We start from the raw sequence: 21,641 nt of genomic DNA on the forward strand, positions 1-21,641 counted from the left end.
TGGTTGGGAGGGGGTATTCGATGGATGCGAAATGGCCGTTCGTCGGCCGGGAGGATGAGCTGAGGGCGGTCCGCCTCGGCCTGCGCTCGGGCGCGGGAGTGATGATCGCCGGAGCGCCCGGGGTGGGCAAGAGCCGGCTGGCCGCCCAGGTGGGGAGCACGGCGGCCGTGCGGGCGATCGCCACCGAGACGACGTCGATCATTCCGTTCGGGGCGTTCGCGCACGTGCTGGCGGGTTCGGTGCCGAGCGGGGAGAACCTGCTGCACTGGGCGGAGCGCAGGCTCCTGGTCCATGGAGCCGATCCGCTGATCAGCGTGGACGACGCGCAGTGGCTGGACCCGGCGTCGGCGGGGCTGCTGCACCACCTGGCGGTGCAGCGTTCCGCGCGGTTGCTGGTGACGGTGCGCGACGACGAGCCGCTGCCCGGCCCGATCGCGGCGTTGTGGAAGGACGAGCTGCTCGTCCGCGTCGAGCTCGACACGCTGGGCGGCGCCGAGGTCAGGCGGGTGCTGGAGAGCGTTCTGGGCGGCGAGGTCGACGTCGAGACGGCCGGCGAGCTGGCCCTCGTCAGCGGCGGCAACCTGCTCTACCTGCGCGAGCTGGTGCAGGCGGGCCGCGCGCAGGGCCGGCTGACCGACGGTTCCGGCACGTGGTGCTGGCGTGGTGAGTTGTCGGTGACGACCAGGCTGCGCGAGCTGGTCAGCGAGCGGATCGGCCATCTGGAGCCGGTCGAGCGTGAGGCGCTGGAGCTGGTCGCCTTCGGCGAGCCGCTGGGTACCGAGCTGCTGTCCACGCTGACCTGCGCCGAGGCGGTCGAGCGGCTGGAGGATCGCGGGCTGGTGACGGAGCTGGCCGACGGCAGGCGGCTGCTGCTGCGGATGGGCCACCCGCTCTACGGCGAGATCGTGCGCAGCGGCTGCGGCGCCCTGCGCACCAGGCGGCTGCGCCGGCTGCTGGCCGAGTGCACCGAGGCCGCGGGGCTGCGCAGGCGCGAGGACCTGCTGCGCGCCGCGGTCTGGCGGCTCGACAGCGGCAGCGCCTCCGATCCGCGCATGCTCCTGGACGCGGCGCAGCTGGCGTGGGGGGCGCAGGACATCCGCCTGGCCGCGCGGCTGGCGCGCGCCGCGGTGGAGGCCGGTGCCGGCGGGGACGCGGTCGCCATGCTCGGGCACGCGCTGGCGGTGCTCGGTGACGCGGGCGAGGCCAAGGCGCTCTTGCGGCTGCGGGTGGGGAGCGCGGTCACCGAGGCGGAGCGTGCCCAGCAGGCGCTCGCCCTCGGGCTGGCGCTGAGCAGGTCGGGCGAGGTCGAGGAGGCGCACAGGGTGCTCGACGCCGCCCAGCGGTCGCTGACCGAGACGGAGTGGCGGCAGGAGGTGCTGATCTACCGGGGTGCCATGGAGTTCTTCCTGGGCAGGCTCACGCAGGCTCGCCGTACGGTCGCCGAGCTGAAGGCGCTCGGCCCGCTCACCGAGCGCGGGCGCGCGCACGCGACGGCGCTGGAGTCGTGGCTGGCCGCGCACGGCGGGCGGCACCACCAGGCCGCCGCCACCGTCGAGCAGTTGCTGGCGACCGCCGACCGCTGGCGTGACCTGGCCTATCACGGCCTGCCCACGGCGCTGGACGCGCGCTGCGCCGCGTACCTGTTCGCCGGCGACCTGCCCGCCGCGGCCCGCGCCGCCGACAGTGTGACCACGCTGGTCGGCACCCAGGAGGTGTGGGACATGTCGGTCGCGGGCTTCGGCGCGCACCGGGCGGCCGTCAGCCGGCTGAGCGGCGACGCGCACGAGGCGATGAGGCGATGCCGTCAGGATGTCGAGCACGTGCACCGGCTGTCGCCGTACCTGGCCCGCTGCCTGGGCGAGCTGGCCCAGGCGGCCGCGCTGGCCGGCGACCTGACGACCGCCAGGCGGGCGCTGGAGCGCGCCGAGGCGATCCCGACGCGCTGGGCTCTGACCGATCAGCCGGTGATGCTGGCCCGCGCGTGGGTGGCGGCGGCCAACGGCGACCTCGACTGCGCGGTGCGCGACGCGCTGGCAGCCGCGGACCTGGCGGCCAAGCGCGAGCTGGCGGGCTTCCAACTGCTCGCGTTGTACGACGTCACCAGGTTCGGTGGCGCGCACCTGGTGGCGGCGCGGCTGGCGGAGCTGGCCAGGCGCATGGACGGCCCGTTCGCACGGCTCTGCGCCCAGCACGCGGCGGCCGTGGCCGGACGTGACACGGCGGCGCTGCGGGCGGTCGCCTCCGCGTTCGAGCAGCTCGGCATGCTGCTGTTCGCGGCGGAGGCGACGGCGCACGAGGCCTCGCTGCTGCGCAAGCTGGGCTACGGCGCGGCGGCGCGGGGCGCGCGGACCCGGGCGTGGGCGCTGGCCCACCGCTGCCCGGGCGCTCGCACCCCGGCGCTGGTGGATCTGGCGGCACCTGACCTGACCCCGCGCCAGCGGGAGATCGTCCAGCTCGCCGCCCGTGGCCTGACGAACCGGCAGATCGCCGACCGGCTGACCCTGTCGATGCGCACGGTCGCCAACCACCTGCAGGCCGTCTACGACAAGCTGGGCGTCAACGACCGCGCCGAGGTGGGCAGGCTGCTCAGCGCGCTGGCTGCCTGACCAGGGCGAGCAGGCCGTCGAGCAGGGCGGCCCGCTCGCTGTCCGACAACGTTTCGTACGGCACAGCGGCCCGCTCGTTGGTGACGCGCTCGATGCGTTCGCGCTGCTCGCCGGGTTCGAGCGCGGCCATCGCGGAGGCGCTCAGCCCTTCCGCCTGCCAGGCGGCGGCATGCGAGTCGGCCCGGTGGTAGCGGAGCGCGGCGAGCCGGTTGAACAGCAGCACCCCCGCCTCGTCGATCGGCTCGTACGGGGGCGCCATGACCGCCAGCGCCGGGCCGGGGTCGCGCAGCGCCTGGTCGAGCACCCTGCCGACCAGGTCGGCGAGGTGCTTCACGTCGGGCCACAACCGCCGGGTGGCCGCGCTGTGGTGACTGTAGAGGGTGTCGATGAAGTCGAGCGCCTCCTTGGAGGCCTCCAGCCGCCCGCCGGGGTGTTCGATCAGCGTGCCCTCCTGGAGGTGGACGGTGACGTCCGGCACGCCGTACCGGTAGACGACGGCCAGGTCCGCGCGCGTCAGGGGGCGGAGCGGGAGGGTGTAACGCTGGTCGATGAGCAGTCCGGGAGTGAAGGCGGGCGGCACGAAGGTCTTGCGGGACTCCACGTGCACGTCGACGTGGACGGCGTCGATCACGGGCGCGATGGCGGCGGCGAAAGTATGCATTTACGGCCATGAAAGCAGACGTCAAGCACCCCTTTCTAGCGTTGAGCCCATGAGGATTCTGATCGCGCTCGGCGCCGCGGCGCTGTTGACCACCGCCGTCTCGGCGCCTGCCCAGGCCGCCGCGCCGAAGTACGTCTGCGGCAAGAAGTTCCAGACGCTCAAGGGCCACGACTGGACCAGGGGCCAGGCTCCCGCCTACCCCGGCACGATGTGCGCCGCGGTTCTCGGGATCTTCGGCGGCAAGCTGGAGTACAAGCCCGCCCGCCTGGTGAAGGACAAGGAGACGGGTGACTACGCCTACCAGAATCTGCCCGAGGGCCATGTGGAGCACTACGCGGCGAAGATCTCCAAGGACGTGGTGTTCCTGTCGACGACCACGTGCACGGGCCACAGCGGCACGCTCTACCTCGGCGACCACGGCATGGGCACCAAGAAGTGCTCGCGCGACGTGCTGCTGAAGAGGTACAGGAGCGGCAAGGGCACCCCGCAGGCGCTCGTCACCACCAGAAAGGGCCTCGTCGTCAGGGTCGTGGAGCTCTACTCGGCCTGAGTCACCTTGGCCAGCACGATCCCGCCGACGATCAGGACCAGCGCGCCGAGCCGTCCGACCGAGACGGGATCGTCGTTGAGCCAGATGCCCAGCCCGATCGCGCCCAGGGCGCCGATGCCGGTGAAGACGGCGTAGGCCGTACCGACCGGGATGGTGTTCATGGCGATCGACAGGAGGAAGACCGCCGCGGCCATCAGCACCAGCGAGATCAGGGTGGGCACCGGTCTGGTGAAGTTCTCGGTCGGCTTGATGCTCTGCGACCAGGCGACCTCGACCGCTCCGGCCAGGAGCAGGATCAGCCAGTTCATCGGTTCACCTGCTCTCTCGCCGCTCTGAGCGACGCCTCGTGGTCGGCCAGCCGGTGGGCCAGCAGGGGGTCGATGCGGGCGTTGGCCAGCTCGGCGTGGACGAAGGTGACGTCGTCGACCGCGAAGTGGCCGGAGAAGAAGTCGCGCAGGTAGCGCTCCTGGTGGTCGAAGGGCTCCTTCGGGGTGCCCGGCCCGTAGGCGCCTCCGCGGGCGCTGGTCACGACGAACTTCCTCGGGGCCAGCGACATGCGGGGAAAGGTGATCTGGTCCAGCCAGGCCTTCAGCGCCGACGGGATCGAGTAGTTGTACATCGGCGTGCCGATCAGCACCACATCTGCCCTGACCACCTCGTCGAGGAGGGGCTCGACGATCGCCCAGGCCTCCTTCCGGGCCGGGGTGACCGCGGCCTCGCCGTAGCGCGCGATGTCGGTGATCTCGTGGGCCATCACGTAGTCGCACAGCTCGGTCCAGGCCTCACCGATGTGGGGGACGGGATCGGCGGCCAGGTCGCGATAGAGGTAGTCGCCTTCCCAGGAACGCGCCCAGGCGGCGGACAGTTCGCGGGACAACGAGGCGCGACGCGCGCTGGCGTCGAGGTGCAACAAAGTGGACATGGCGTCCACATTACCCAGAAGTGGACGACCTGTCCACATAGACCGGGAAGTCCATCTTGACGAGGCGGAACAGCCGGTCGGCGGTGTGCAGCGGCACCCGGACACAGCCGTGGGACGCCGGACGTCTCGGCACCTTGGTGGAACCGTGCAGGGCGATGCCGTTGTTGAAGTAGATCGGCTTGTACATCGCACCCAGCCAGCCGTTCTGCCAGCCGCCGACGCGGTGGTAGACGCGGAACGCTCCGACCGGCGTGACGGCGTCACCACATCGGCCGCGCACGCAGTAGGTCCTGTTCGCCCCGGTGGAGACGTGCGAGATGAGCGCCGGGCGCCCGTCGGTGTAGACGACCATGAGCTGCCGCTCGAGATCGACCTCCACCCGGTTGCGCGCGCCCTTCTTGACCAGCGGGCGCACCTCGCGTGGCCGCTCCAGCGCGCGCAGGGTCGCCTTCGTCAGCCTTCCGGTCGGGCGCAGGCCGTTCAGCTTCTGCAGGCCCCACAGGGCGACGGTCGTCTCACGGGTGCGGACCCCGTCGACGGGCCCCGGGTCGAAACGCTGCTCCGCGAGGCGCTGCTCGACCTGCAGCAGGTCAGGGTCAGTAATGATCACCTGGGCGATCTACCCGCCGTACCGGAGACGGACACAAACGGACAGCATGTCCACATATAGACTGGCGCCCGTGGAGAGAGCCGACGCCGCCCGCAACCGGGCCAAGATCCTCAAGGCCGCCGCCGAGCTGTTCGAGGCCAAGGGCGCGCCCAACGTGACCATGGAGGACATCGCCAAGGCCGCGGGAGTCGGGCGCGGCACGCTCTACCGCCGCTACCCCGACCGCTCCTCGATCGCCGTCGCCCTGCTCGACGAGCACGAGCGAGCCCTGCAGGAGAAGCTGATCCGCGGCGAGCCTCCCCTCGGCCCGGGAGCGCCGCCGGAGGAACGCCTGGCCGCCTTCTACGCCGCGATGGTCGAACTCCTCGAAGCCCACTCCCACCTCGTGCTCGGCGCCGAGACCGGCCGCTCCCGCTTCGAGACCGGCGCCTACGGCTTCTGGCGGGTGCACGTGCGCTCGCTCCTGCCCCCGGGCTCCGACGCCCTGGTCGACATCCTGCTCGCACCCCTGGCCCCCGAGGTCTACAGCTACCAGCGCGAGCGCGGGCTGACCCCGGGGCAGATCACCGAAGCGCTCCGCATTACCTCTCGCGTAATCGCGGAGCCGCAGCGGAGCTGACAACGTAGTGGTCATCAGCGAAACGCCACCAAGGAGTTCGAAATGACCGCCGTTGCCAAGACCGTTGACCGTACAAGGTTCCTTCGACTCGCACTCGTGGTCGATGCCGTCGTCACCGGCGGCAACGGCCTGGCCTACCTGACCGCCGCCCCGCTGGTGAGCGAGTTCATCGGCACCGACGTCACCCTGCTGCGCGGAATCGGGGCCTTCCTGACCGTGTACGGCCTGGCGGTCGGATTCCTCGGCACCCGCCGGACGGTGCACCGCGCCGCCACCCAGGCGGTCATCGGGCTCAACATGGCCTGGACCCTGGCCAGCATCCTGGCGGTCGTGACCGGACTGCTGGAGTTCACCACCGTCGGCGCCGTCTGGGCGATCATGCAGGCCCTCACCGTGGCCGCCTTCGCCGAGCTGCAGATCATCGGCCTTCGCAAGACTGGAGTGAAGTGATGACCATCATCGAGCGCTACCTCGCCGCCTGGAACGAGACCGACGCCGAGCTGCGGGCCAAGGCCGTGGCGGAGCTGTGGACCGAGGACGGCGTCTACACCGACCCGCTCGCGAACGTCACCGGGCACGAGGCCATCGCCGCCGTGATCGCCGGCGCCCAGCAGATGTTCCCCGGCCTGGTCTTCACCGCAGGACCACTCGACGACGCCCACACCAACCTGGTGCGCTTCACCTGGCACCTGGGGCCCGAGGGCGGCGAGCCCATCGTGATCGGCTTCGACGTTCTCGACCTGGCGGAAGACGGCCGCATCCGCAAGACCCTGGGCTTCCTCGACAAGGTGCCCGCATGAGAAAAGGGCCCCCGCGATAGGGGGCCCTTTTCTCATGCCTCAGGCGATCAGCCACTGCCTGGCGCGGTCCTCATCGGCCAGACCGAAAACCTGGACCTCCGCGGGCATCAGGAACTTGAACGCCCGCACGGAATCCCTGATCCACTCGACGTCGGTGACGACCGCGACCTTCTCGAAGTCCGACCAGTGGCCCAGCCCCAGCTTGGTGTCCTGCCACAGGGCCCCCGCCTCGTAACCCCGGTAGTCGGTGCCCAGCTCGAACAGCAGCCGGATCTTCTTGTTGTCCATCAGCGCCTGGTCGATCGCGGGCACCAGCACGATGCGGTAGTCGTCCGCGGTGACCTCGCCCGCGGCCTGGAATCCGATCGTTCCCCTGGGCAGCCCGGTAAGTGCTTCCATCATGTTTTCGACCTTTCCCGGGCCTTCGATGGCGAAGACGGACAAGGGTGGTTTTTGCCGCCCGCTTTGATGTCCGCATGTCGAGACCGAGAGTTATGCTGGCCGATATTCATGTGTGAGAGGGCCGTGCATGCGCGAAACCGAATGGGTGCCGAGCGGCATCGACACATGGACCCCGAACGGTGCGCGCATTTACGACTACATGCTCGGCGGCCACGACAACTACCCCGCTGACCGCGCCGCCGCCGACCGCATGCTCCAGTCGAATCCCGCCGCGCCGCGCACCGCGATGGCCAACCGCGACTTCCTCGGCCGGGTCGTCAGCCACCTGGCGGGCGAGGTCGGCATCACGCAGTTCCTCGACGTCGGCTCCGGGCTGCCGACCCAGCGCAACGTGCACGAGGTCGCGCAGGAGAGCAACAGGGACGCCCGAATCGTCTACGTCGACCGCGACCCGACCGTCATACGACACAGCCAGGCGCTTCTGGAGCGCCACGGCGTGCGCAACGCCATCGCCTTCGAGGGCGACCTGCGCTCGCCCGGCCGCATCCTCACCCACCCGAACATCACCGGCTTCCTCGACTTCAACCGGCCCGTGGCCGTTTTGCTGGTCGCGATCCTGCACTTCGTCTCCGACGAGGAGGACGCGCACGGCATCGTGCGCCGGCTGGCCAGCGTGCTGGTGCCCGGCAGCCACCTGGTGATCTCGCACACGACCGACGAGTCGCCGCCCGACGTGATGGAGGCCGCCCAGCAGGGATTCCGGCTGGCCGGCAGCCCGCTCACCCCTCGCTCGCGTGCCGGCATCAGCCGCTTCTTCACCGGGTTCGACCTGCTGGAGCCGGGGCTGGTCGACGTACGCGACTGGCGGCCTGCCCTGCGCACCGACCAGGCGTGGCCCTCGGGCTGGACCATCGCCGGCGGAGTGGGCGCCCGGCCCTAGTCACGGCCGGGTGGCCGAGGCGACGAAGAGCGGCAGCGCCACGAAGAACCGGTCGCGACGCACCCGGTCGGCCTGCTCCTCCGTCCAGGAGCCGAACTGTTCCCGCGTGATCGCGCCCATGTCCAGCGCTCCCTGAGCCAGGCCCATGATCAGGGGAAGGACGAGGCCCTCGGTGAAGACCTCGGTGTGCGCCTCGACCTCCACCCCGGTGAACCCGGCGTCCAGCAGCATGTTGCGGTACCTGCGGGCAGCGCGCGGGTCGGTGACCTGGTCGGCGCGGGCGTGCACGATCGTCCGCGTCAGCTCGGGCCGGCCGGAGTCGATGACGAACGCGTCCCAGTCCTGGCCGACCAGGACGATCCGCCCGCCGGGCGCGAGCACACGTGCCGCCTCCCGGAGCGCGCGCGGAGCGTCGTCGAGCACGTGGACCACCTTGTCGGCCCGGTATCCGGCGACCGTGCCGTCGTCCAGGGGCAGGTCGTAGGCGCCGGCGATCCTGAAGTCCTGGCCGGGGTACCTCTGCCTGGCGATGGTGATCATCTCTTCCGCGAGGTCCACGCCGATCGCGCTGGCACCGAGCTCGTCGAGTTCCGAGACGGCCCGGCCGGCGCCGCAGCCCACGTCGACCACCGTGGCGCCGGACCACGGCCGGAGCAGGTCGTAGGAGCGGCCGCGCAGCCGGGTGGCGGACGGCAGGTTCTCGATCGCGTCGAGCAGCGTGATGAGATCGGCGATGTTCGTCATACAGCCAGCATTGACGTTCAAGCCGACTTGAAGTCAAGGCAAAGGCTGCCGGCCTCTGCCCTTGCGCCATAGCCTGGGTGGGAAAACCTGGACATGCCGCACGAACCCGCTGACCATCAGGAGTGAACATGCCCTTGCAGGCGAGCGTCATCATGCTGGGTGTCAAGGACGTCGAGCGTGCCAGGGAGTTCTACGTCGAGGGCATGGGCGCTCGGGTCGTGCAGGCCTATCCGGGATTCGTGCGGTGCGGGCTGGGTGAGGGTTCCTCCGACCTGGCGCTCTACGAGTGGGACGCGGTCGCGCAGGACGCCGGGGTTTCCGCCGAGGGCTTCGGCTTCCGCGGGTTCGCCGTCCATCACCTCGCAGACTCCAGGGAAGAGGTCGACGCGCTCGTGGAGGCCGCCCAGGCCGCGGGCGCCACCGTGGTCAGGGCCCCGGCCGAGGCCGCGTGGGGCGGTTACGACGGCGTGTTCGCCGACCCCGACGGCTACCTGTGGAAGATCGCCAGCGCCTGAGCGCACATCTCGTGCATGAATCCCGAGGTGGCCGCCGCGGTCACCCCGAGGACGACCAGGGCGAGCAGGCTGAGCGCCAGCCGGGGGCCGCCCACTGCGGGAAGGCCCTCCTGCGTGCCCGACTCCAGCTGGATCAGCCGCGCGTCGAGGGCCGACGGCTCCGCCATCGCCGCGGCGCCCGCAGCACAGGCGTGGGGCACCTCGACGGCCTTGAGCAGGGCTCCGGCCAGGGCGCGCCTGCCGTACCCGGCGATGGCGCGGCGGTCGGCCGCCAGCTCGCGGCCGACCACGAACCTGTGCCGCAGGGCGGGAAGGGCCGGGAGGAAGAAGCCGGGCAGGGTCAGGGCGGTGCTCAGGAGCACGCGCAGCGGGTCTCGGCACTCGACGTGCGACTGCTCGTGCGCCAGGACCGCCGCCAGTTCCTCTCGCGTCAGCGCCTCGACGAGCCCGGTGCTGACGGCCACGCGCGGTCTGCGCACGCCGTACGTCAGCGCCCACGGACGCGGGTCGGCGACCAGGCGGATCCGCCGCACGCCCGCCTCGGCCGCGACCTCGGTCAGGAGCGCGGGCGCATCGACGCTCCCGGCGCGCAGGTCGCGATGCAGCCGCCGGGTCGCGCGGCTCGTGCGCCGCAGCGCCCGCACGGCCGTCGCCAGGACGGCCCAGGCCACGCAGGTGAGCACGGTCACCGCGAGCAGCGCCTCCGGAGGGGCCGCCGCCGTGCCACCGAACCACAACGTCAGCGCGGTCGGCAGGAAGTCGGCGATCAGCGCGAACGCCGACAATGCCGTGACGGCCAGCGCGACCAGCTGCCAGAACGCCCGCCCTCCGGCATCGAGGCACCTCACGACTCCACCTCCAGCAGGCGCCGCAGCCTCTCGCGCGCCGACGGGTCGGCGTCGACCTGGTCGACGAAACGCGCGATGGCCGCGTCGCCGAAGTCACGCAGGACGTTTCGTACGGCTATCGCGGCGGCGTCGGGCAACGCCGCCTGGTAGGCGAACCCGCGCCCCAGCGGCTCACGGGACAGGATGCCCTTGTCCGCCAGGCGGCTCATCACCGTCATCACCGTCGTGTAGGCCAGGGTCGGCTCCCTGCCGGAGTTCAGCGCGCCGAGCACCTGGCGCACGGTCAGCGCGCCGTCGGCCGCCCACAGCACCCGCATGATCTCCGCCTCCAGCGGGCCGAGCACCTTGGCCAGATCCGTCACGCTTCCATCTTCCTACTAGCCGCATGTAGTAGCAATATCTACTATAGAAACGTAGTAGTCGGAGGTGGCGATGATGAACGAGCTCTCCAGGTTCCAGCACCCGCGGTTCGCCCGCATGTACGTCGACGCGTCGGCGGTCGCCGACAAGCGTGGCGGCCGCGAACACCGGCGGCGCCAGCTCACCGGGCTGAGCGGCAGGGTCGTCGAGATCGGCGCGGGCAACGGCCGCAACTTCGCCCTCTACCCCGGCACGGTCACCGAGGTCGTCGCCGTCGAACCCGACGACACGCTGCGCTCGGTCGCCGAGGACGCCGCCAGGAGCGCCCCGGTGACCGTCCACGTGATGGCCGGTCATGCCGAGGCGCTCCCCGACGGCCCCTTCGACGCGGCCGTGGCCTCCCTGGTGTTGTGCACCGTGCCGTCGATCGAGCGAGCCCTGGCGGAGATCGCCCGCGTGCTCCGTCCCGGCGGCGAGCTGCGGTTCTACGAGCACGTGCGGTCGAGCAACCCGGTCTTCGGGCTGCTCGAAGACCTGATCGCCCCGCTGTGGCGCAGGGCGGCCGCGGGCTGCCACCCCAACCGGGACTCGGTGGCGGCGATCGAGCGGGCCGGGTTCTCGGTCGACGCCGTTGACAGGTTCGCCTTCGCGCCGCAGCCGGTGATCCCCCGCACCGCTCACGTCATCGGCCGGGCACTGCTCACCCGCGCGCGATAGGCCCTCGTCTTGGTCGTCTGGTAGGGATCGACGTGTCGCTGAAGTCGCGCACCACGGCGCCGATGAGGTTCGTCGAGGCTCCGCGCAGTCCCCGCGCCAGCGGGTTGGGCGATAGCCCAACTCCCTGGCCGTGCGCAGCACCCGCTCGCGAGTCTCGGGCGCGATGGGCACGGCGGTGGGCGCCCCGCTCAGGACTCGGGACACTGTGCGGAGCCGGGCAAGGGCTTGCGCATAACTCTATCTAGGTAGACATTGGTGTCATGGCTCGCGCACGACGTCCCTCCCCGCAGACCGCGGCCGTGCTCTCCGCCCTCGCCTCCACGGGCGCGGGCTGGAGCCACGGCTACGACCTCTGCCGCGTACTCGGGCTGAAGGCCGGCACGGTCTACCCGATCCTGATCCGGCTGGCGGAACGCGGGCTGGTGGAGACCTCATGGGAGACCGATCCGCCTCGCGGGAGGCCCGCCCGGCACCTCTACCGGCTCACCACGGCGGGCGCGGAATTCGCTCGCGCGGTCGCTTCTTCCGCCGCCGCGTCCGCCGTCGCCGCGTCCGCCCGTGACGGCGGCGCGCCGCGGATGGGCCGACGCCTCGCTCCCGGCGCAGGCTGATCCCGCACTTCCGCACCCCGCACCCGCCGCAACCCGCCCCGCGCCCGCGCCCGCACCCGCACCCGCACCCGCACGACTCGACCACGACACCCGTCCGAGCCCGGAGGCCCCGATGCTCCTCCCCCTCCTCTTCCTGGTGGTGATCGCACCGGCGCCCCTGCTCGCGATCGTCGTGCTCGCGAGCCGTGTGCGCGGCGCCGTACGCCGCGACGGCGCGGGCGCGCTCGCCACCCGCGCCGTCGCCGCGATACGGCGAGGTACGGCACGGCCCGTGTGGCCGGGGCTCACCGCCGTCGTCGTCGCCACCGCCGCGCTCACCGCCCTGTTCGAGCAGGCCTACCTCGCCACCGTCACGCAAGGGCCGCGCCTGGGCTTCGACGTGGCACTCCTGGGGATCACCCTCGGCCTGGTCGCGATGATCGTGTGCGCCCTGCTCTCGGCGGCGGGCGCGGCGGCCGTGGCCCGCGCCCGTGGGTTCGCGGCCGGGACGGTCGCCGGAGTGCTCGCCCTGGTCGCCGTCGCCGCGGGCGCGGCCCTGGCGCATCTGCCGCTGCGGGCCGCCTACCTGGCCGATCCCGGCGGCTTCCCCCTCGTGCCGAATCTCGCCGACGGTGACCTGCTGATTCCCGTCGAGGCCTTCCTCTTCCTGCTGACGCTGGCTCTGCCCTGGCCGGTGCTGGGAGCGGCGCTGCGCACCGGGAGTCCGCGGAGGCGGGTGCGCGACGGCTGGCAGTTGCTGCTCGACCTGGCCACCGCCGACCTTCCCGCCGGCCGTACGGCCTGGGGCGCAGCCCTGCGGGCCGAGCTCGCGGTCATCGACGCGCCTGCCGAGCGCAGGCGGTTCGCTCTGGGCGGCACGTGGACGGCGTTGTGGTCGGGCCCGCCACGACATGCCTGGGTGGGAGCCGCCGCGGTGGCCGCCCTGGTGGCAGCCGGGTCGTTCGGAGCCTCCCGCTGGTCGCTGGCGCACGACCGGGGCGGCGTGTTGTCGTTCTGGGCCGTCGTGCCCGGCCTGCTGCTGCTCGCGCTCACGCTGGGCACCTCGTGGCGGGTGCGCTCCTTCGGCGCAGGGCTGCGGGCGGGGGCTCTGGCCGGGTTCGCCGCGCTGGTGGCGGTGCTCGCCGTGGGGATACCCGAGGCCATCGTCTGGGCGGAGCGGCGGGCGGGCTATTTGAGCACCGGCGACGCCGTACCGCCGTCATGGGAGGCCGCCGTCCTGGACGTGGTGCGGCCGGAGTTCCTGGTCGCCATGATCGGCTTCTGGGCGATCGGGGCCGTGGGCGGCGCCGCCCTCGGCACGGCTCTCGGGCGCGAACGCCACGGCGAGCACGTGCCGCAGAAGGTGCAGTAGGAGGGCGGCGCCGCCCGGGACGGACCGGGTCTGCCCGCTACCGGCCGGTCATGAGCCGGTCATGAGCCGGCGGGAGGCGTCGTGGTCGGCGTCTCCGTCGGGGTCGGCGTGCCGGTGTCCGTCGGGGTCGCCGTCGGCGTCGGGCTCTCCGTGGGAGTGACCGTCGGCGTGGGCGTCGGTGTGACGGGCGGTGTGACGGGCGGTGTCGCGCACGGGGTCGGCGTGCGCCAACCGGGCGGGCCCGCCCAGCGCTGCCAGGACTGCTTCCAGATCCGCTGCGACCACCAGCGCTTCACCGGTCGCGACAGGTCGTAGACCGTCATGGCGGTGAGCGACTGGAGACCGGCGGTCGGCGATTCCGTGACCGGCGGCGGGGTGGTGGCAGGCGGGGTGGTGGGCGGCTCCGTCGTGGCGGGCGGGGTCGTGGCCGGTGGCGTGGTGGCCGGTGGCGTGGTGGCGGGCGGGGTCGTGGCCGTGGGCTCGCCGGTGGGCTGCTCCGTCGGCGGCTCGGTCGGAGGCTCGGTCGGAGGCTCGGTCGGAGGCTCCGTGGGAGGCTCCGTCGTGGGCGGCTGGTCGACGATCGCGGTCACCGACACCCAGTCGCCCTGCCTGACCGTGCTCCTGCCCGTTCGTCCCGCGATGACGCGGGTGTCCTCGGTGACCGCGTAGGTCTGCTCGAAGCCGTCCTGGCTCCGCACGGTCATGGTGCCCTCCGCGACGACGGTCGCCTGACCGGTCTGGGCGGACAGCGTCACGACGCCGCAGCCGTCCCTGGTCGGCACCTCGAACTCGCCGTGCATGACGCTCACGAACGCCCAGGGGCTGATCGGCGCGATGTCGGGGCGCGTAGCGGCAGGAGGCGTCTCCGTGGTGGTGTGGGTCGGGGTGGGCTGCGTGGGCGTGGCCGTCGGGGTCTCCGACGGCGGCGTGCTGGACGCCGCGGACGCGACGCCCGCTCCGCCCGATGCCACCAGGGCGAACGCTCCGGCGACGATTAACGACCGTGGGACGTTCCTCCGCGTCCCATGGGCTGCGTTGCGCAGCTTCTCGCGTGATGTGCCCGGACTCGTAGGCGTCACCTTGTCCTCCATGTCGGATTTGCCAGGTCCGGGTCAGCCTGCCCGCTCAGACGGAGCCCAACCCCTGAGAGTCAGGGATTGGAATCGAAGCGCGTCAACTCCGACGACATGGAAGTCGACCGTCCGAAAGGACCCGCTGGTGAACGCCTGCAGCTCCTCGTCGGTGCGGAAGGAGAAGAATCGGGGCGGATCGTGGTCGTCGCCGTCGTAGGGCCCCTCGCCCCGGAGCGTGCCGCCGCCGTACACGCCGACGTAGAGCAGCCCGCCCGGCCGCAGGAGCGTGCGGATCGCGTCGAGGACGGCGGGCAGGTCCTCGTCGGGCACGTGCAGGAGGCAGTTCATCGCGTAAACCGCGTCGAACGAGCCCGGCGCGAAGTCCAGGTGGAGGAAGTCCATGACGTGGGCGTCGACGCCCTTCTCGCGGCAGCGCTCCACCATCTCGGGCGACAGGTCGACGGCGACCACGTCGAGGCCGTTCGCCAGGAAGTAGGCGCTGTCCTGGCCGGTTCCCGCCCCCACCTCCAGCAGGCGCCTGCCGCCGTCCTCACGCACCCGTTCGAGGAAGGCGGCACGTTCTGCCAGCTTCCACGGCTGCTTGCCGCTGCCGTCGCGGCGCCCGGCACCGCCGTCGTAAGCCCTTCGCAAAGGGCCGATCACATCCGCATAGCGTGCACTCATCCCGACAGGATGTCGTATGAGGCTGATTCCCGATCGTCTGGTAGGCGAGGAGGTGAGGCACGTGAAGTACGTGCTGATGTTCATCGAGACAGAGCAGTTCGAGAAGGACCTGGCCGCTATGGGCGCCGACGAGCGCGACCGGGCCATCGCGAAGGTCGGCCGCTGGCTGGCCGAGCACCAGGGAAGGATCACCAACCGGGGCGCCAAACTGCAGCCCGCCCACACCGCCACGACCGTCCGGCTCGACCGGGCCGCCGAGCCGCTGGTGACGGATGGGCCGTACGTCGAGGGCAAGGAGGTGATCAGCGGCTTCCTGGAGGTGGACGTCGCCGACCTCGACGAGGCGATCGCCATGGTCAGGTCGTGGCCCGGCTGCCCGGTGGTGGAGATCCGCCCGGTCGAGGGATGAGCGACGCGCAGGAGGCGCTGGCGCGGGCGGTCCGCGAACACGCGGGCCGCCTGGCCGCCGCGCTCGTGAACCTGCTCGGCGACTTCTCCGCCGCCGAGGACCTGGTCCAGGACGCGGTCGAGACCGCGCTCAGGCGCTGGCCGGAGGAGGGCGTCCCGGAGCGCCCCGACGCCTGGCTGTTCACCGTGGCCCGCAGGCGCGGGCTCGACGTGCTGCGCCGCGAGGCCACCTACCGGGCCAAGCTGGCCCAGCTCACCTGGCCTGTCCTGCCGGAGCCCGACGACCGGCTGCGGCTGGTGTTCACCTGCTGCCACCCGGCGCTGCCCCGCGAGGCGCAGGTCGCCCTGACCCTGCGCGTGGTGTGCGGCCTGACGACGGCGCAGATCGCCGCCGCCTTCGTCGTGCCGGAGACGACCGTGGCCCAGCGCATCACCCGCGCCAAGCGCAAGATCGCCGACGCGGGCATCCCGTACCGGATCCCGCGCGGCGAGGAGCTGCCCTCCCGCGTCCACGAGGTGCTGACCGTCATCTACCTGCTGTTCAACGAGGGCTACCTGGCCACCGCGGGTGAGCAGGCACATCGCCGCGACCTGGTCGACGACGCCGAGTGGCTGGCGGCGCTGCTGCACGGCCTCATGCCCGACGAGCCCGAGGCGGGCGGCCTGCTGGCGCTGATCCGCCTGCACCGCGCCCGCACCGCCGCCCGCTTCGACGCGGACGGCCGCATCGTGCTGCTCGCCGACCAGGACCGCGCGTTGTGGAACCACGGGGCCATCGCCGACGCCGTCCGGCTGCTGACCCGTACGGCACAGCGGCATCTGTCGCCCGGTCCCTACCAGCTGCAGGCCGCCATCGTGGCCTGTCATGCCGAGGCGCCCCGGTGGGAGGAGACCGACTGGGAGCAGATCGTGATCCTCTACGACATGCTGCTGCTCCTGGCTCCTTCGGCGGTGACCCGGCTGCATCGGGCGATAGCCGTACGGCATGCGCAGGGGCCGGGAGTCGCCATGGCGGAGCTGGATCAGCTGGGTGACGCGCTGGACAGGTACGGACTGTTCCACGCCACCCGCGCCGAGTTCCTGCGCGAGCTCGGCCGCCAGGACGAGGCGCAGGAGGCCGACCGGCGGGCACTGGAGCAGACGGAGAACCCGGCCCAGCAGGCACTCCTGGAGGAGCGCCTGACGTGGGCGTGACCGCCGCCCGAAGAGATTCCCGCCGAGGGCTTGACCCTGCCCCTGGGTCAAGCTTCGACGATTGCTCACATGAACGCCGACGCGCTGAACACCACCGCCACCAAGATCCGTGACCACATCGCCGCCGCCTGCGAATCCGACGCCATCCCCGGCTTCGTGGCCGGCATCCACCAGGGCGGCGAGCAGGTCGTGGTCGCCCACGGCCTCGCCAACGTCGCCACCGGCGCCCCGATGCTCGAGCACACCGGTTTCCTGCTCGGCTCCGTCACCAAGGTGCTGACCACCACCCTGGTGCTCCAGCAGGTCGACCGCGGGGTGCTCGACCTCGACGCCCCCGTCGTGAAGTACCTGCCCGAGTTCGGGTCCGTCTCCGGGAAGATCCTGGTGCGCCACCTGATCGGCCACACCAACGGCATCGACGCCGACCTGTACTTCCCCGGCGACAAGGGCCGCGACGCCCTGAAGGCCTATGTCGAGGGCATGCCGTCGAGCACCCTGTTCGAGCCGGGCGAGCAGCTCAGCTACTCCAACGGCGGCATGATCGTGGCCGGGCGCCTGCTGGAGGTCGTGACCGGCCTGCCGTACCCCGAGTTGCTCGCCCGCGACGTCTACGGGCCGGTCGGCATGACGGACTCCAGCACCTCCGCCGAGCAGGCCATCCTGCGCAGCACGGCGGTCGGCCACTTCCTGGACCTCGAGACCATGGCTCCCCGCCCCACCACCATGTTCACCCTGCCCGAAACCTGGGGACCGGCCGGAGGCACGCCGATCGGCACCATCGCCGACCTGCTCGCCTTCGGGCGCACCCACCTCGCGGGCGGGGTCTCGCCGTCGGGCACGCGGGTCCTGTCGGCCGGGTCGACCGCCCTCATGCGGCAGGTCTCGTTCGACATGGAGAGCCCGAACACCCCGCCGATCGGCCTGGGCTGGGTCCTGTACCCGTTCGGCGGCACGACCGTGCTCGCCATGTCGGGCGCCTCCCCCGGAGGGGTCTCCCTGCTGTGCGTCATCCCCGAGCACGACCTGGTCTTCGCCGCGTACGGCAACAGCCCGGGGGCGATCATGCTCCAGGACCGGATCCTGCAGCTGATCCTCACCGAGCACCTGGGCATCGAGCTCCCCCGCCTGGTGACCGGCGACGAGCAGGACGCCGACCTCGCCCCGTACGCCGGCACCTACCGATCGAACCAGCTCCGCATCGAGGTCAGCGTCGTCGACGGCCAGCTGGAGGAGGTCATCACCTACGAGCCCGCCGACCCCTCCCAGGAGCGGATCTTCACCGAGTTCGCCGGTGGCACGACCTCGGCCCCGCCGCAGCGCTACGTGCCGGTGGGCCCCGGGCTGTTCGCGCCCGCCGGATACCCGCTGGAGGCCTTCGACGGGTACCTGCGCCTGCTGCTCGTCTCCTACCACGACGTCCGCGACGGCCAGGCGCGCTTCCGCAACGGCGGCGGCCGGCTGGCCCGGCGCGCATGACAGGATCTCCCCCATGCTCACGATCGGCCAGCTCGCGGCCTATGCCGGAGTGACCATCAAGGCCATACGTCACTACCACGAGCGTGGTCTGCTCGCCGAGCCCGACCGCGACTCGTCCGGCTACCGCCGCTACAGCGCCGGTGACGCCGTCACCCTCATCAAGATCCGCACGCTGGCGGGGGCGGGCGTGCCGCTGGCGCGGATCAAGGACCTGCTCGACGCCGACCCCGACGCATTGGCCGCGGCCATCGGCGAGATCGATCGCGACATCGACGAGCGGATCACCCGGTTGCAGGTGACCCGCGACCAGCTCTCGCAGCTGCGCGGCGGTGACTGGCTCTTCGTCTCCCCGCAGGTCGCCGACTACCTCGACGACCTGCGCAACCTCGGCGTCAGCGAGCGAGCGGTCCGGGTGGAGCGTGACGGCTGGATCCTCATGCAGACCGCCTCGCCCGAGGCCGCCGCGTCATGGATCGCCGAGAAGCGCGAGCTCATGGCCGATCCGGAGTTCCGTGACCTCTACCTCGCCCACGACGCCGCCTACGACTGGTCGCCGGAGGACCCGCGCCTGCCCGGCCTCGCCGACCGCACGCGGACGTGGCTCACGACGCATCCGAGCCGGTCGGAGTGCGAGCCGGTCGACAACCCGGCGATCGCCAGGCTGGCCGCCCAGTCGCAGCCCGGCGCGTCGTCCCCGGCCTGGGAGCGGCTCGCCCGGCTGATGGGGGCTTCGCCCGCGTCCGGCTAGACCAGGATGCGCTTCAGCTCCGCACGACTCGTGACACCGAGCTTGCCGTACACGCTCTGCAGATGGTTGTCGACCGTTCGGGTCGACAACACGAGCTGCTCGGCGATCTGCTTGCTCGACAGGCCCGCGCACGCCAGCCTCGCGATCTCCGCCTCGCGCCGGGTCAGGCCGGGAGCCGTCAGGCTCGCGACCGCCGGGGTGGTGAGGCCTTCGCATCGGGCGGCGAGCGTCCAGGCGCGGCCCGCCGCGACGCGCGAGGCCGTCGCCCGGCCCGACCGCTCCCAGGCGGCAGCGGCCTGGGCCAGCGCCTCGGCCGCGAACGGGATGCAGCCGAGCCGCTCGAAGGCCGCGGCCACCTCCTCCAGGGCGGCGCCGTCCCCGGCTGCCGCCGCCCGGCAGTGTGCGAGCACGACGGGCGCGTACGGGCCCTCCAGCGGGCCCTCCTCGAGGAACGGCAGATGCTCGGCGGCCAGGTCCGCGTAGCCGAGCCGGGCGACCGTGTGCAGGGCGGCCGTCACGAAGGGCAGCAGCCCCAGACCACGGCCATGAGCCGCCGTCCCCAGCGCGAACGCGGCGGCGCCCTTCGTGTCACCCTCGGCGGCGAGCAGCCACGGCTCGGTCAGGTAACGCCACATGAGGTGCAGCGAGCCGTGACGGGACTGCCCGCCGACCCCCGCGTCGAAGGCCACGCGAGCGCCGACGGCGTCGCCGGTCAGCGCCAGGACATGGGCGCGCTCGATGTGCACCATGCCGGACAGCACGTCGTCGCCCTTCGGCTCGTACGGCGGGGCGACGTGCCTGCGCGCCTCGGCGAACCTGCCACGCATGCGTGCCGCCGCCGATCGCAGGATCGCGATGTTGTCAGCCGCGTAGATCGACCCCCTGCCCCGGCCGAGCAGCGACTCCATGCGATCCAGCACGTCGTCGGCGCCTTCGAGGTCCGCCGACATGAGGCACGTGAGCGCCCAGTTGGAGTACAGCGGCTGGACGATCACCGGCACGGCGTCGTGCCATTCCGCCAGGTCGTCGAGGGCGTCGCGGATGTCGGCGAGCGCCTCACCGTAGCGGCCCAGCGTCGCGAGCGTGGCCGCCCGGCAGTTCAGCGCCTGCGCCTTGACGGCCGCGGTCTCGGGAGGCTCGGCGAGCAGGGCTTCGGCGAGCGAGAGTATGCGGTCGAGGTCGCCGGAACCGCCGACGATCACGAGGAGCAGGCAGCTCAGATCCTGACGCAGGGACCGCTGGGTGATCTCCTCGCGGACGCGGGTCAGCAGACCGACCGCCTCGTCCATGCGGACCTGCCCGAAGGCCAGGCTCCAGGCGCGGGTGAGTGTCAGCTCGGTACGACGACGCTCGTCGCAGCCTTCGCCGGGCACCGATTCCACCACGGCCAGCGCCTCCTCGGCGCGACCCGAGTAGTTGAGCAGAGTGCCGTACATGATCGCGGCGTCGGCGCGATAGCCGTCGGGCACGTCGGCGTGGCTGTCGTCGGCCATGTCGGCGCGGTCGCTGTGGGGCACGTCAGGGCCCGAGCTGTTGTCCCACGCGGCCTCGGCCAGGCGCAGTCCGAGCGGGTAGTCGTGCGCGGCCCACGCGGTGCGCGCGGCCCGCAGCAGCGGAGCGGGCCGGGTCGTCGTCCCGCTCTCCAGGCGCCAGGCGGCGACGCGCAGCACGTCCTCCCTGCGGCGGGCGCCGGTCGCCTCCACGGCCTCGGCGAGTTCCCGGTACCGGCGGCGCAGGCGCAGAACGGGCGCGCGAGCACGGACCACCTCGCCGTAAAGCGGGTGCGCGAGCCTGACCTCCGTGCGCCGGTCACCCATCACCACCTGGATCAGGCCGCGCTCCTCCGCCTCCTCGACCGCCTCGTGACCGGCCAGGCTCCCCAGCGGGGCCAGGCCGATCGGCTCGGCGAGCGCGACCAGCTCCAGCACCGCCGTCACCGCATCGCCGTACCTGCCCATCCGGCGCTCGATGACCTCGATGAGACGCGGGGCACGCGGCACCTCCCCGTCGAGCCGCCACACCTGGCCCGGTCTCGCGAGAACACCCCCCTCAAGGGCCGCGGCGACCAGCTCGCGCAGGAGCAGCGCGTTGCCCTGGCTCAGCTCGTGCAGCCGCACCGCCGCCGCCCGGTCGACCTGGCCGCCGAGCACACCTGACAGCAGCTCGGCCGTCTCGTCCTGGCCGAGCGGGTCGAGGTCGAGGCGGGCGCCCCGGTCGTCCTCCCACAGGGCCGCGACCGAGTCGGGACACTCCTGGCCCGTCCGCACTGTCGCCAGCACGCGCACGCGGGCGGACAGCTGGTGGGCCAGCGCGGCGGAGGAGGCGTCGAGCAGGTGCGCGTCGTCGACGACCAGGAGGGACGGGCGGCGCGCCAGGATCGCGTCGGCGGCCCAGCGCAGCGGGTTGGCGCCCGGTTCCCCGCCGGGCAGCAGCGGGGCGAACGCGCCCAGCGGGAGCGCGCCGGCCGCGTGGGTGCCGCGCACCCGGACGGGCGCTTGGAACGAGGCCGCCAGTTCAGCCGCGAGGCGGGACTTGCCGACGCCCGCGGCGCCGGCGATCACGATGTTGCTCCGCCGCAGGATCGTCAGCGCGCGCTCGCGCTCGGCCACCCGGCCGACGAACGGCCACCCCGTTGTGCGACCTGCCCAGGGCCCCGTGTCCACGGCGCCTCCCGTGTCCCTCGCCCATGTCCCTCGCCGACGCGCAAATCGTACGACCGCGGCGCCCGTCACGGCCTGAGTAATCACCTGAGTAGCCGACTACTCAGGCCCCCCGCCGCCCCACGCGCGACAGTCATGGACA

Annotated in this window: 25 protein-coding genes; 14 read left to right on the forward strand and 11 right to left on the reverse strand. The window is 72.2% G+C overall.

The features are described from left to right. Nucleotides 1–20: 20 nt before the first annotated feature. Entirely contained in the window at nucleotides 21–2,606 is a 2,586-nt protein-coding gene (locus tag HNR30_RS15215) for an ATP-binding protein (protein ID WP_181610493.1), read from the forward strand. Here the strand turns inward: HNR30_RS15215 and HNR30_RS15220 are convergent. Beyond that, entirely contained in the window at nucleotides 2,587–3,267 is a 681-nt protein-coding gene (locus HNR30_RS15220; RefSeq protein ID WP_181610494.1) for a hypothetical protein, read from the reverse strand. The two genes, HNR30_RS15215 and HNR30_RS15220, sit on opposite strands and share 20 nt — an antisense overlap. A 49-nt stretch (nucleotides 3,268–3,316) precedes the next feature. On the opposite strand from HNR30_RS15220, the gene HNR30_RS15225 reads away from it, so the two are divergent. Then, nucleotides 3,317–3,817 (forward strand): hypothetical protein, encoded by a 501-nt coding sequence (locus HNR30_RS15225; RefSeq protein WP_181610495.1) that lies wholly within the window; start codon nucleotides 3,317–3,319, stop codon nucleotides 3,815–3,817. On the opposite strand, the gene HNR30_RS15230 is transcribed toward HNR30_RS15225, so the two are convergent. From HNR30_RS15230 to HNR30_RS15240, 3 genes are read right to left on the reverse strand one after another with little or no spacing between them, the layout of a single operon-like run. Beyond that, nucleotides 3,805–4,125, reverse strand: coding sequence for a DMT family transporter (locus tag HNR30_RS15230; protein WP_181610496.1), 321 nt, complete (start codon nucleotides 4,123–4,125; stop codon nucleotides 3,805–3,807). The two genes, HNR30_RS15225 and HNR30_RS15230, sit on opposite strands and share 13 nt — an antisense overlap. After that, nucleotides 4,122–4,739 (reverse strand): FMN-dependent NADH-azoreductase, encoded by a 618-nt coding sequence (locus HNR30_RS15235; protein ID WP_181610497.1) that lies wholly within the window; start codon nucleotides 4,737–4,739, stop codon nucleotides 4,122–4,124. Before HNR30_RS15235 ends, HNR30_RS15230 begins: the two co-directional genes overlap by 4 nt. A gap of 10 nt (nucleotides 4,740–4,749) precedes the next feature. Next, nucleotides 4,750–5,349 carry a L,D-transpeptidase family protein gene (locus HNR30_RS15240; RefSeq protein ID WP_181610498.1) on the reverse strand — a complete coding sequence of 200 codons (600 nt, stop codon included), beginning with the start codon at nucleotides 5,347–5,349 and terminating at the stop codon, nucleotides 4,750–4,752. 70 nt (nucleotides 5,350–5,419) lie between these two features. Here HNR30_RS15240 and HNR30_RS15245 point away from each other — a divergent pair, with 70 nt between their 5' ends. The 3 genes from HNR30_RS15245 to HNR30_RS15255 are packed head-to-tail and all read left to right on the forward strand — an operon-like array spanning nucleotide 5,420 to nucleotide 6,768. After that, nucleotides 5,420–5,968, forward strand: a complete 549-nt coding sequence (locus tag HNR30_RS15245; RefSeq protein ID WP_312894428.1) for a TetR/AcrR family transcriptional regulator — start codon at nucleotides 5,420–5,422, stop codon at nucleotides 5,966–5,968. A 42-nt stretch (nucleotides 5,969–6,010) separates the two neighbouring features. Continuing rightward, nucleotides 6,011–6,418, forward strand: coding sequence for a hypothetical protein (locus tag HNR30_RS15250; RefSeq protein WP_181610500.1), 408 nt, complete (start codon nucleotides 6,011–6,013; stop codon nucleotides 6,416–6,418). Next, nucleotides 6,418–6,768 (forward strand): nuclear transport factor 2 family protein, encoded by a 351-nt coding sequence (locus HNR30_RS15255; protein ID WP_181610501.1) that lies wholly within the window; start codon nucleotides 6,418–6,420, stop codon nucleotides 6,766–6,768. The genes HNR30_RS15250 and HNR30_RS15255 overlap by 1 nt, the downstream gene beginning before the upstream one ends. Nucleotides 6,769–6,807: 39 nt before the next feature. On the opposite strand, the gene HNR30_RS15260 is transcribed toward HNR30_RS15255, so the two are convergent. Continuing rightward, a complete protein-coding gene (locus HNR30_RS15260; RefSeq protein WP_181610502.1) occupies nucleotides 6,808–7,170 on the reverse strand; it encodes a SpoIIAA family protein in 363 nt (120 codons plus the stop codon). Nucleotides 7,171–7,297: 127 nt separating this feature from the next. On the opposite strand from HNR30_RS15260, the gene HNR30_RS15265 reads away from it, so the two are divergent. Continuing rightward, complete coding sequence (locus HNR30_RS15265) at nucleotides 7,298–8,110, forward strand: SAM-dependent methyltransferase (protein WP_181610503.1); 813 nt, start codon at nucleotides 7,298–7,300, stop codon at nucleotides 8,108–8,110. On the opposite strand, the gene HNR30_RS15270 is transcribed toward HNR30_RS15265, so the two are convergent. Beyond that, nucleotides 8,111–8,854 (reverse strand): methyltransferase domain-containing protein, encoded by a 744-nt coding sequence (locus HNR30_RS15270; protein ID WP_181610504.1) that lies wholly within the window; start codon nucleotides 8,852–8,854, stop codon nucleotides 8,111–8,113. A gap of 128 nt (nucleotides 8,855–8,982) precedes the next feature. Between HNR30_RS15270 and HNR30_RS15275 the strand changes: the two genes are divergently transcribed. Beyond that, the gene (locus tag HNR30_RS15275) at nucleotides 8,983–9,369 is read left to right on the forward strand and encodes a VOC family protein (RefSeq protein ID WP_181610505.1); all 387 of its coding nucleotides are present in this window, start codon (nucleotides 8,983–8,985) and stop codon (nucleotides 9,367–9,369) included. Here the strand turns inward: HNR30_RS15275 and HNR30_RS15280 are convergent. Further along, the gene (locus HNR30_RS15280) at nucleotides 9,342–10,217 is read right to left on the reverse strand and encodes a M56 family metallopeptidase (protein ID WP_181610506.1); all 876 of its coding nucleotides are present in this window, start codon (nucleotides 10,215–10,217) and stop codon (nucleotides 9,342–9,344) included. The genes HNR30_RS15275 and HNR30_RS15280 overlap by 28 nt on opposite strands. Next, nucleotides 10,214–10,579, reverse strand: a complete 366-nt coding sequence (locus HNR30_RS15285) for a BlaI/MecI/CopY family transcriptional regulator (RefSeq protein WP_312894431.1) — start codon at nucleotides 10,577–10,579, stop codon at nucleotides 10,214–10,216. The genes HNR30_RS15280 and HNR30_RS15285 overlap by 4 nt, the downstream gene beginning before the upstream one ends. 73 nt (nucleotides 10,580–10,652) lie before the next feature. Between HNR30_RS15285 and HNR30_RS15290 the strand changes: the two genes are divergently transcribed. The 3 genes from HNR30_RS15290 (at nucleotide 10,653) to HNR30_RS15305 (ending at nucleotide 13,256) form a co-directional block, all read left to right on the forward strand. Further along, nucleotides 10,653–11,294 carry a class I SAM-dependent methyltransferase gene (locus tag HNR30_RS15290; protein WP_181610507.1) on the forward strand — a complete coding sequence of 214 codons (642 nt, stop codon included), beginning with the start codon at nucleotides 10,653–10,655 and terminating at the stop codon, nucleotides 11,292–11,294. Between the two features lie 260 nt (nucleotides 11,295–11,554). Continuing rightward, nucleotides 11,555–11,905, forward strand: coding sequence for a PadR family transcriptional regulator (locus tag HNR30_RS15300; protein WP_181610508.1), 351 nt, complete (start codon nucleotides 11,555–11,557; stop codon nucleotides 11,903–11,905). A gap of 112 nt (nucleotides 11,906–12,017) precedes the next feature. Further along, a complete protein-coding gene (locus tag HNR30_RS15305; RefSeq protein ID WP_181610509.1) occupies nucleotides 12,018–13,256 on the forward strand; it encodes a hypothetical protein in 1,239 nt (412 codons plus the stop codon). Nucleotides 13,257–13,315: 59 nt separating this feature from the next. Here HNR30_RS15305 and HNR30_RS15310 read toward each other — a convergent pair whose 3' ends face one another. Together HNR30_RS15310 and HNR30_RS15315 are read right to left on the reverse strand one after the other, a co-directional pair. Further along, nucleotides 13,316–14,227 (reverse strand): hypothetical protein, encoded by a 912-nt coding sequence (locus HNR30_RS15310; protein WP_181610510.1) that lies wholly within the window; start codon nucleotides 14,225–14,227, stop codon nucleotides 13,316–13,318. A 141-nt stretch (nucleotides 14,228–14,368) separates the two neighbouring features. Continuing rightward, complete coding sequence (locus HNR30_RS15315; protein WP_246378595.1) at nucleotides 14,369–14,980, reverse strand: class I SAM-dependent methyltransferase; 612 nt, start codon at nucleotides 14,978–14,980, stop codon at nucleotides 14,369–14,371. 94 nt (nucleotides 14,981–15,074) lie between these two features. Between HNR30_RS15315 and HNR30_RS15320 the strand changes: the two genes are divergently transcribed. From HNR30_RS15320 to HNR30_RS15335, 4 genes are all read left to right on the forward strand, one after another. Then, on the forward strand, nucleotides 15,075–15,422 hold the full coding sequence (locus HNR30_RS15320) for a YciI family protein (RefSeq protein WP_181610512.1): 348 nt from the start codon (nucleotides 15,075–15,077) through the stop codon (nucleotides 15,420–15,422). Then, nucleotides 15,419–16,615 carry an RNA polymerase sigma factor gene (locus tag HNR30_RS15325; protein WP_181610513.1) on the forward strand — a complete coding sequence of 399 codons (1,197 nt, stop codon included), beginning with the start codon at nucleotides 15,419–15,421 and terminating at the stop codon, nucleotides 16,613–16,615. The genes HNR30_RS15320 and HNR30_RS15325 overlap by 4 nt, the downstream gene beginning before the upstream one ends. Nucleotides 16,616–16,684: 69 nt before the next feature. Then, nucleotides 16,685–18,091 (forward strand): serine hydrolase domain-containing protein, encoded by a 1,407-nt coding sequence (locus HNR30_RS15330; protein WP_181610514.1) that lies wholly within the window; start codon nucleotides 16,685–16,687, stop codon nucleotides 18,089–18,091. 13 nt (nucleotides 18,092–18,104) lie between these two features. Next, entirely contained in the window at nucleotides 18,105–18,839 is a 735-nt protein-coding gene (locus HNR30_RS15335) for a MerR family transcriptional regulator (protein WP_181610515.1), read from the forward strand. Here the strand turns inward: HNR30_RS15335 and HNR30_RS50120 are convergent. Continuing rightward, complete coding sequence (locus tag HNR30_RS50120) at nucleotides 18,836–21,502, reverse strand: helix-turn-helix transcriptional regulator (RefSeq protein WP_181610516.1); 2,667 nt, start codon at nucleotides 21,500–21,502, stop codon at nucleotides 18,836–18,838. The two genes, HNR30_RS15335 and HNR30_RS50120, sit on opposite strands and share 4 nt — an antisense overlap. Between the last annotated feature and the right edge of the window lie 139 nt (nucleotides 21,503–21,641).

The organism is Nonomuraea soli (assembly GCF_013761175.1).
Classification (GTDB): domain Bacteria; phylum Actinomycetota; class Actinomycetes; order Streptosporangiales; family Streptosporangiaceae; genus Nonomuraea; species Nonomuraea soli.

Bases quoted from the DNA above. Each gene is read 5' to 3' on its own strand.
- HNR30_RS15215 (WP_181610493.1), top strand. From the start codon at position 21: ATGGATGCGAAATGGCCGTTCGTCGGCCGGGAGGATGAGCTGAGGGCG.
- HNR30_RS15220 (WP_181610494.1), bottom strand. From the start codon at position 3,267: ATGCATACTTTCGCCGCCGCCATCGCGCCCGTGATCGACGCCGTCCAC.
- HNR30_RS15225 (WP_181610495.1), top strand. From the start codon at position 3,317: ATGAGGATTCTGATCGCGCTCGGCGCCGCGGCGCTGTTGACCACCGCC.
- HNR30_RS15230 (WP_181610496.1), bottom strand. From the start codon at position 4,125: ATGAACTGGCTGATCCTGCTCCTGGCCGGAGCGGTCGAGGTCGCCTGG.
- HNR30_RS15235 (WP_181610497.1), bottom strand. From the start codon at position 4,739: ATGTCCACTTTGTTGCACCTCGACGCCAGCGCGCGTCGCGCCTCGTTG.
- HNR30_RS15250 (WP_181610500.1), top strand. From the start codon at position 6,011: ATGACCGCCGTTGCCAAGACCGTTGACCGTACAAGGTTCCTTCGACTC.
- HNR30_RS15255 (WP_181610501.1), top strand. From the start codon at position 6,418: ATGACCATCATCGAGCGCTACCTCGCCGCCTGGAACGAGACCGACGCC.
- HNR30_RS15260 (WP_181610502.1), bottom strand. From the start codon at position 7,170: ATGATGGAAGCACTTACCGGGCTGCCCAGGGGAACGATCGGATTCCAG.
- HNR30_RS15265 (WP_181610503.1), top strand. From the start codon at position 7,298: ATGCGCGAAACCGAATGGGTGCCGAGCGGCATCGACACATGGACCCCG.
- HNR30_RS15270 (WP_181610504.1), bottom strand. From the start codon at position 8,854: ATGACGAACATCGCCGATCTCATCACGCTGCTCGACGCGATCGAGAAC.
- HNR30_RS15275 (WP_181610505.1), top strand. From the start codon at position 8,983: ATGCCCTTGCAGGCGAGCGTCATCATGCTGGGTGTCAAGGACGTCGAG.
- HNR30_RS15290 (WP_181610507.1), top strand. From the start codon at position 10,653: ATGAACGAGCTCTCCAGGTTCCAGCACCCGCGGTTCGCCCGCATGTAC.
- HNR30_RS15300 (WP_181610508.1), top strand. From the start codon at position 11,555: ATGGCTCGCGCACGACGTCCCTCCCCGCAGACCGCGGCCGTGCTCTCC.
- HNR30_RS15305 (WP_181610509.1), top strand. From the start codon at position 12,018: ATGCTCCTCCCCCTCCTCTTCCTGGTGGTGATCGCACCGGCGCCCCTG.
- HNR30_RS15325 (WP_181610513.1), top strand. From the start codon at position 15,419: ATGAGCGACGCGCAGGAGGCGCTGGCGCGGGCGGTCCGCGAACACGCG.
- HNR30_RS15330 (WP_181610514.1), top strand. From the start codon at position 16,685: ATGAACGCCGACGCGCTGAACACCACCGCCACCAAGATCCGTGACCAC.
- HNR30_RS15335 (WP_181610515.1), top strand. From the start codon at position 18,105: ATGCTCACGATCGGCCAGCTCGCGGCCTATGCCGGAGTGACCATCAAG.